This window comes from Arthrobacter sp. Y3225116, assembly GCF_059091245.1.
On record NZ_JBNHGL010000130.1, the window covers coordinates 1 to 8,435 of the forward strand.

The following is an 8,435-nucleotide window of genomic DNA, read 5'->3' on the forward strand; positions in this document are numbered from 1 at the left end:
CGGCGGGCGCCCGCAAGTAGGCAGGCGCCGCAGCCAGCCGGCGCCCGCAAGTAGCCCGGGCCCGGAGGCAGCCCCGTCTAGTTCGAGTATTCCTTCCGCAGGTCGGCCTTGCGGATCTTTCCGCTGGCCGTCCGCGGCAGGTCCGCCACGAACACCACGGACTTGGGGATCTTGTAGCGGGCCAACCGCCCGTCCAGGTGCTGCTGGATCTCCTCGGCGGACACCGAAAAGCCCTCGCGGACGGTGACCACCGCGCGCGGGACCTCGCCCCACTTCTCGTCCGGGACGCCGATGACGGCGGCACTGCTGACCGCCTCCAGCTCCAGGATGACCTGCTCCACCTCGGCGGGGTAGATGTTCTCGCCGCCGGAGATGATCATGTCCTTGAGCCGGTCGGAGATAAAGAGGAAGCCTTCGTCGTCCACGTAGCCCATGTCCCCGGACTTGAACCATTCGCCGTCGGCATAGCTCTCGGCCGTGGCATCGGGCCGGTTCCAGTACTCGCGGATGACGTTCGGACCCGAAATCTGGATTTCGCCGACCTCCCGCGGGGGCAGGGCCTCGCCCATCGGATCGGCGATCCGGATGTCCGTAAAGAAGTGCGGGAGGCCGGCGGATCCCGCCTTCGGGCGGGACTTCTCCGCCGCCAGCGTGGTGGCTCCGGGCGCCGTTTCGGTCATCCCGTAGCCGTTGGTGAAGGACAGTCCGCGGGCTTCGTAGGCCTCCAGCACTCGCATGGGCACGGCCGATCCGCCGCAGGTCAGCTTGTTCAGGGAGCTGATGTCCGTCTTGTCCCAGTCCGGGTGCTCGCACAGCAGCTGGTAGGTGGTCGGCACGCCGCTGATGCTGGTGGCCTTGTACTTCTCGATCAGCATCAGGGTCCGCCCCGGATCGAACTTGGGCTCCAGCACCACGGTGGCGCCCTTGAGCAGGGCCGGCAGCACACCCATGCCCAGGGATGCCACGTGGAACATCGGGGCGATCATCAGGGCGACGTCGGTGCTGGCCATATCGAAGTCCACGAGCACATTTATGCTGTTCCAGGTCATGTTGCCGTGCGTGAGCAGCGCCCCCTTGGGCCGGCCCGTAGTGCCGGACGTGTAGAGGATCATGGCCGGGTCATCCAGCGACACTGCTTCATCGCGCCGTCCCGTGCTGCCGGAGGCAATGACTTCCTCCATAAGTTCGACGGCGGTGCCCGGCCCGGCTGCCTCGGCACCGATTCCCGCCGGGGTATCTTCCACCACGATCCGCTGGTTTAGCTCCAGCAGCGCACTGCCCCGGGCCGCCAGCGTCTCCAGGCTGCGGGCGTGGACCAGGATGCGGCTGCCGGAGTCCTGCAGGGCGAACTGGACCTCGGGCGGGGCCAGCCGGGTGTTCAGCGGGACGAAGATGGCGCCCAGGGTTCCGCACGCAAAAAAGGTTTCCAGGAACGCCGGGTGGTTCTCCCCCAGGTAGGCCACTCGGTCGCCGCGGCCGATGCCGCGGTCCGCCAGGGCGTTGGCCAGCCGGTCCACCCGCCCGGCGAACTCCCCGTAGCTCAGTTCACCCGCGCTGCTGATAATGGCGGTTTTCGCGGCGGACTTCATGCGTCGCTTGTGGATCCAGGCCCCGAGACCTTGATTCTGCATCGTGACATACCTTCCGACGTACCCGGCGAGCGGGTCTCGACAGCCCCGCGAGCGGGCCCGACCCCCAGCCCGGGCGGGCGGGGCCGGACTCACGGCTCCGCGGTGAACCAGATCACAGCGGACATCTCCAACCTAGGGCGTATTAGTTGAGAAAGTCAATAGTTGACATTGCAGTCGTACCGCCGGCCTCCACCGTCCACCGCCTGGCCACATGCGTCATCAGGAACAGGAAAACACCCCTCCGCAAGCGCGGAGGGGTGTTTCTGCCCATCACCCGCCCGGGCGGCGCTACCAGGCACAGCCGGAGCGTCAGGAACACGTGGCCGGCCAACGCACCCTGCCAGCCTTATTGCTGCGGCAGGAGCGCCTCCATGTCCGGGATCTCCTCGATCAGGCCGTTCTTCAGGGAGATGTCGGCGATCTCCTGGATGGACTCTGCGTTGACCTCCTGCGGGAATTTCGGCAGGGTCAGCTCCTCGATGACCGCGGGGTCAAGCTGCGTGTACTCGGGCAGGATCTCGCGCACCCGGTCGGGATTCTCGTCGGCGAACGCCAAGGACTTCTTCATGGCCCGAACAAAGGCCTGGGTGACATCCGGCTTCTCCCCGGCAATGTCGTCCGAGGTGAAGTAGGTCGCCACGGTGAGGTTCTCCACCGGATAGGCATAGTTGGAGAACACCGGCACCGCGCCGTCGCCTTCGACGATGGTCACGAACGGTTCGACGGCGGCGATCGCGTCGACGTTGCCGTTGGCCAGCGCCGCGGGCATGTCCGGGAAGGGCATCTCGACGAAATTCAGGTCGGACGAGTCCGCGCCGGCCTGCTCCACCGCCTCACGGATCGTCGAGTCGCTGATGTTGTTCAGGGTATTCACGCCGATGCGCTTGCCGGTCAGGTCCGCAATCTCCTTGATCCCGCTGTCCGGCTTGACCATGACGGCCGCGAAATCCTCATCCTGGTTGCCGGTGGTTGAAGCGCCGTTGGCCACCATCTGCATGTTCAGCCCCTTGGAGCGGGCAATCACCAGCGACGTGACATTGCTGAAGCCAAAATCCATCTGACCGCTGGTGATGGCCGGAATGATGGCCGCGCCGCCCTGTGCCGGGACGAGCTCGAGATCCAGCCCCTCTTCTTCGAAGAATCCCTCCTGGTCGCCCAGGTAGATGGGAGCCACGTCAACGATCGGGATGACCCCAACCTTGATGGGAGTCATTCCGCCGGCGGCTTCGGTGCCACCGGTTTGCGCCGCATCACCGCCACCGGACGGGCTGCCCCCACCGCAGCCTGTTACCGCCAGCACGGCCGCCAGCGCAACCGCCGTTCCAATTCTTTTCACGGGTCCCTCTCCCACTCACCGCCCCATGCAGCAAGAGTGTGCCTTAGGTCACAGTATCTACGGACATAGTGGAGGCCGTCAACGATGCGGGGCGGCTCCCGCATCCCGGGAACCGCCCCGCCACCAGAGGCCAAGAGCGAAGGCTACTGAACGGCCATGGCCGGCACGTCGGGGGCCTTGTCCACGTACTCGTACTTGACCATCAGCTCGCCCATGTCGCTGAGAACATCCACCGGAAGCTCGGCGTCGAACGTTTCCATTTTCAGACCCTTCGCCACTTCTTCGGGCATGCCCATGAAGTCCGGCAGGACAGCGCGGACGCCGGCCGGATCCGCTTCCGCGGCCGTCAGGGTTTCCGAAACGGCTGCCTTGAAGTCGGCCACGATCTCCGCGTTCTGGTCGGCGTAGCTGCCGCTGGTGAAGGTCACCATGGTGGGCAGGCCCGGCAAGGCCTTCTGGTTCGGGTGGCCCAGCAGCTTGTAGTCCTTGTTGGCCAACGCCTTCGACTGGAAGGGTTCAGGCACCCAGATGGCATCCACGTTGCCGCGCTCCAGCTGGGCTTCCATGTCCGGGAACGGCATTTCGCTGAACTTCAGATTGGAGGGGTCGCCCCCGTCGATCGCCGCCGATTCCATGATGGTGAGGTCGCCCTGGGTCTTGAGCGTGTTGACGGCGGTGGTCTTGCCCTCCAGGTCCGCGAAGTCCTCGATCCCGGAATCAGCCTTGACGATCACGGCATTGATGTCCTCGCCCTCCGCCTTGGAGTTGCTGTAGCCCGTGACGATATTCATATCCAGGCCCTTGTCCACCGCCGTCATCACCGACAGCGGATTGCCGACGGCGAAGTTCAGGGTGCCGGTGGAAACGGCGGGCAGCATGGCAGCGCCGCCCTGCCCGGTCTGCAACTCCAACTCCAGGCCGTGCTTCTCGAAGATGCCCTCATCGATGCCGTACTGCATGGCTCCCGACGGGGCGATCGGCAGCACGCCCACAGTGAGCTTGGTGAGCCCGGAGCCGGCGGGGCCGGACTGTTCCGCCGGCGCTTCGTTCGACCCGGAGGGGGAACCGGAGCCGCAGCCGGTCAATGCCATCGCGGCAACCGCGCCACCGGCCAGTAACTTCGCCAAGTGCTTCTTCATGAAATGCTCCTCGCGGTCCTTGGCGCCGCCGCCCCCGCCGTCGGGAGACTGACTGTGATCGGCACCACACCTAAATACAATGTAGATACAATAGTTGAATAAATCAACAGTTAGGGCAGAATTCTGCACCGACCTTTGCTTGCGAACCGGGAGCGGCCCGGCGTCAGGCGTAGAAGCGGGCCAAGAACTCCGCGATGACCGCGGGGCGCTCCTCGCCTTCAATCTCGATGGTGTTGTTGGTCTTGATCTGGACGCCGCCCTTCACCTCGGTGACCTCGGAAATCACCGAATGCAGGCGGACCTTGGAGCCGACCTTCACCGGGCTGGTGAACCGCACGCGGTCCAGGCCGTAGTTGACCTTGGTCGTGACGCCTTCCACGTCGAACAGTTCGCTCCACAGCGGAATGACCAGCGACAGGGTCAGGAAGCCGTGGGCGATCGGCGCACCGAACGGCCCTTCCTTGGCCTTTTCCGGGTCGGTGTGGATCCATTGGTGGTCATCGGTGGCATCTGCAAAGGTGTTGACCTGGTCCTGCGTGATTTCACGGTAGTCGGTGTAGCCCAGGTCCTTGCCGACCAGGTTGGGCAGTTCTTCGAGGCTGACGACGGTGTTGCTCATGGAGTGCTCCTTGGGAATACGGACGGTTAGCGGAATGCGCCGGTGCCGGTGATTGCCCGGCCGACTATCAGGGCGTTGATCTCGTGGGTGCCTTCATAGGAATAGACGGCCTCGGCGTCGGCATGGAACCGCGCGACGTCGGTGTCCAGGGTGATGCCGTTGCCGCCCACCACTTCCCGGGCCAGGGCAACGGTCTCGCGCATGCGGGCGCTGCAGAACATCTTGGCCAAAGCCGAGTTCTCGTCCTTGTAGATGCCGTCCTCCTGCTGCTGGGTCAGCCGCACCGCCATGCCGAGCGAGGCCGTGAGGTTGCCGAGCATGGTGGCCAGTTTCTCCTGAACCAGCTGGAATCCGGCCAGCGGCTTGCCGAACTGCCGGCGCCCCTTGACGTAGCGCAGCGCGGCCTCGTAGGCGCCGGCCTGGACGCCGGCGGCGATCCAGGCGACATCGGAGCGCATGTTGCGCAGCAGCGAGGCCACGTCCGCGAACGAATTGACGTTCTCCAGCCGCGCGGTGTCCGGGACGCGGACACCGGCCAGGGTGATGTCGGCGTTCTGCATCATGCGCAGCGAGGTCTTGCGCAGGATCTTGGCGATGCCGACCCCGGGGGCATCGGTCGGGACGAGGAAGCACTTGACCTGTCCGTCCGCCTGGTCGCGGGCGAAGACGGCGAGCACGTCCGCAGCGGCGGCCCCGCCGATCCAGCGCTTGGCGCCGTCGATCACCCATTCGCCTCCCTCGCGGCGGGCGCTGGTCTCGAGACCGCCGGCGATGTCCGAGCCGTGTTCCGGTTCGGTCAGCGCAAAGACGCCCTTCAACTCGAAGCTGCAGATCTTCGGGTCCAGCTCTGCGGCCTGCCCGGCGCTGCCGCCCAGAGCCACGGCCGTGCGGAACAGTCCTGACTGGGCGTTGTAGAAGGTGGCGACGGAGGCGTCGGTCCGGGCGAGCTCAAAGTTGCGGAAGCCCTCGTAGAGTCCGGAGGGCTTCGCGCCGCCGTCGGTCAGTTCGGCCGGCGCCATCAGGTTCAGGTCATACAGAGGCTGGGCAATCTGATACGGAAACTCACCCTGTTCCCAGTAGTCCGCCAGCAGCGGCTGAACCTGCTCCTCGAGCACGCCGCGCAGCCGGCCGAGCACGGTCCGTTCGGCGTCGGTCAGCAGCGCGGCGTAGCCGTACTGGTCGGAAGGATAGAAGGGTCCGGCCGCGGTGCCGGCCTTCTCTTGGGCCACCGCGCTCATGCCTGCCCACCGCCCAGCCCGAGCAGGCGCACCGCGTTGTCCTTGAGGATTTTCGGCCGGACCTCGTCCTTCATCGGCAGGTCCGCGAAGGCGCCCAGCCACTTCTGCGGGGTGATCAGCGGATAATCGGTGCCGAACAGCACCTTGTCCTGCAGGACGGAATTGGAAAGTTTCACCAGGGATTCCGGGAAGTACCTTGGCGACCAGCCGGACAGGTCGATGAACACGTTCGACTTGTGCGTGGCAATCGAGTTGGCCTCGTCCTGCCAGGGCACCGAGGGGTGCGCCATGATGATCTGGAAGTCCGGGAAGTCGGCGGCGATCTCGTCCAGCAGCAGCGGGTTCGAGTAGCCGAGTTTAATCCCGGAGCCACCGGGCGTGCCGGCCCCCATGCCGTTCTGGCCGGTATGGAACACCGCCGGCAGGCCCAGCGACTGCAGGGCTTCCCACAGCGGGTAGAACCGCTCGTGGGACGGGTTGAAGCCCTGCAGGCTGGGGTGGAACTTGAAGCCCCGCACCCCGTAGTCCTCGGCCAGGGACTTGGCCCGGTCAATGGCCTCCGGACCCGTCAGCGGGTCGACGGAGCCGAACGGGATCAGCACGTCGTTGTTGCGGGCGGCGCCCTCGGCGATGTCCTCGATGCTGTTCGGCTCGTGCTTCAGGCGGGTCCGGGCATCCACGGTGAACACCACCGCCGCCATCTTCAGTTCCCGGTACGTTTCGGCAATCGCATCCAGCGACGGCGTCCGCTCCTCCGCCTTGAAGTACGCGCTCGACGCGTCCATCAGCTCCTGCGGCAGCGAGAGGTGGCCGTGGCCGTCGATCTCGACGTGCACATGCATGTCGATCGCCGCCAGCGACGCGACGTCGAGCGCCGGTTCGTAACGTCTGGGAGGCACGGCTACTTCGCCGCCGTCTCGGGCTGCAGTTCCGCCGGCAGCTCGGGGAACGTCTCGCCCACGCTCTGCAGCCGGCCGCCGAACAGGTCCTGGAAACGCTCGCTCAGCGCTTCATAGTTCCAGCCGCCGTCCAGGAACTCGGTGGCGACGGGCTCCGGATGGGACCACAGCTGCAGCCGGTCGCCGCCCACGCCGATCGCCTGGCCGGTCACGTTGGCCGCCGCATCGGAGGCGAGGTAGGCAACCAGCCCGGCAACGTCGTCGGCCGTGCCAAAGCCCAAATCCTTGCGGAAAAAGTCAGGCATGGCCTCGCCGCGCTCGTCCGCCTCCACGGCCTTCTGGAAAAACGGCACGGTCTTCGTCATCGCGGTGGCTGCCACCGGGATCACGGCGTTGGCGGTGACGCCGGCCTTCTTCATCTCCAGCGCCCAGGTACGGACCATCCCGACGATGCCGGCCTTCGCCGCGGCGTAATTGGTCTGGCCGAAGTTGCCGCGCTGGCCGGTAGGCGAACCGATCGTGATGATCCGGCCCGCGATACCGTTTTCCTTAAAGTAGGCGTAGGCCTCGCGCACGCAGGTGAAGGTACCGCGCAGGTGCACGTTGATCACCAGGTCGAAGTCCTCGTCCGTCATTTTCAGCAGCGACTTGTCCCGCAGCACTCCGGCATTGGTCACCAGGATGTCCAGGCGGCCGAAGGTCTCGACGGCGGCGGCCACCAACTGCCGGGCGGTTTCGGCGGAGCCCACCGGGGCAACGACGGCGGTGGCTTGGCCGCCGGCGCCGGTGATACTGGCGACGGCTTCCTCCGCGACCTGCGCATCCACGTCATTGACCACAACGGAGGCGCCCTGGCGGGCAAGCTCCTGCGCGTAGGCCAAGCCGAGGCCCCTGCCGCTTCCGGTGACGATCGCTGTTTTTCCGGCCAAAGACATCTGCTGCTCCTAAGTCCCACGGTGGAGGTGCGTTGCGGTTTATGCTGGTCTGAAACCAATGACAACCCATATGATTGAAAAAGTCAATCATTTTGGGCAGCACCGACTTCTAGCGAGGGAACATGTCCGCAGCAACAACGGCCGTCCGCCCGTCGGCGACCGCCGGCCTGGAACGGCTGTACGGTACCGATCTGGCCAACGAAATCGAGTTCCTCACGGCGCGGGCGCGTTCGCTGGGGTCCGGCCTGGCCAACAACATGCTGGCCGAGCTTGACCTGAAGGTGCGGTCCTACTCGGTGCTGTCACTGGCGTGCAGCGGGGAGAACCCGTCGCAGCGCGAACTGGCCGATTTCCTGAGCCTGGACCCCAGCCAGATCGTGGCGCTGGTGGACCAGTTGGAGCGGCGCGGCGCCGTCACCCGCGAAGCCGACCCGCGCGACCGCCGGTCGAAGGTCATCGTTGCGACGGCGTCGGGCCGGAAGCTGTACAAGCAGGCCGAAGCGATCATCCGCAAGGCGTCGGACGAGTCCCTGGCCCAGCTGAACGAACAGGAACGGGAAACGCTGCGCGACCTGCTGCGCCGCATCGCCTTCTGACCGGCCGCGACGGGCGCCGCCTTCTGACCGGCCGCGACGGGC

The 8,435-nt window shown here is 65.9% G+C and carries 8 protein-coding genes; 1 reads left to right on the forward strand and 7 read right to left on the reverse strand.

Annotated features, from left to right (window positions below):
• Positions 1-77 precede the first annotated feature (77 nt).
• From AC5RV2_RS11920 to AC5RV2_RS11950, 7 genes are all read right to left on the reverse strand, one after another.
• Positions 78-1,631, reverse strand: coding sequence for an acyl-CoA synthetase (locus AC5RV2_RS11920; protein WP_494092503.1), 1,554 nt, complete (start codon positions 1,629-1,631; stop codon positions 78-80).
• 346 nt (positions 1,632-1,977) lie between these two features.
• Positions 1,978-2,844, reverse strand: coding sequence for an ABC transporter substrate-binding protein (locus tag AC5RV2_RS11925; RefSeq protein ID WP_494065137.1), 867 nt, complete (start codon positions 2,842-2,844; stop codon positions 1,978-1,980).
• A 266-nt stretch (positions 2,845-3,110) separates the two neighbouring features.
• Positions 3,111-4,106: an ABC transporter substrate-binding protein gene (locus AC5RV2_RS11930; protein WP_494092504.1), complete on the reverse strand. Its 996-nt coding sequence runs from the start codon at positions 4,104-4,106 to the stop codon at positions 3,111-3,113.
• Positions 4,107-4,269: 163 nt separating this feature from the next.
• Entirely contained in the window at positions 4,270-4,725 is a 456-nt protein-coding gene (locus AC5RV2_RS11935) for a MaoC family dehydratase (protein ID WP_494065139.1), read from the reverse strand.
• Between the two features lie 26 nt (positions 4,726-4,751).
• Positions 4,752-5,963 carry an acyl-CoA dehydrogenase family protein gene (locus AC5RV2_RS11940; RefSeq protein ID WP_494092505.1) on the reverse strand — a complete coding sequence of 404 codons (1,212 nt, stop codon included), beginning with the start codon at positions 5,961-5,963 and terminating at the stop codon, positions 4,752-4,754.
• Positions 5,960-6,805, reverse strand: coding sequence for an amidohydrolase family protein (locus tag AC5RV2_RS11945; protein ID WP_494092508.1), 846 nt, complete (start codon positions 6,803-6,805; stop codon positions 5,960-5,962). The genes AC5RV2_RS11940 and AC5RV2_RS11945 overlap by 4 nt, the downstream gene beginning before the upstream one ends.
• 59 nt (positions 6,806-6,864) lie before the next feature.
• Complete coding sequence (locus AC5RV2_RS11950; RefSeq protein WP_494092506.1) at positions 6,865-7,797, reverse strand: SDR family NAD(P)-dependent oxidoreductase; 933 nt, start codon at positions 7,795-7,797, stop codon at positions 6,865-6,867.
• A gap of 122 nt (positions 7,798-7,919) precedes the next feature.
• On the opposite strand from AC5RV2_RS11950, the gene AC5RV2_RS11955 reads away from it, so the two are divergent.
• Complete coding sequence (locus tag AC5RV2_RS11955) at positions 7,920-8,393, forward strand: MarR family winged helix-turn-helix transcriptional regulator (protein ID WP_494092507.1); 474 nt, start codon at positions 7,920-7,922, stop codon at positions 8,391-8,393.
• The last annotated feature ends 42 nt before the right edge of the window (positions 8,394-8,435 follow it).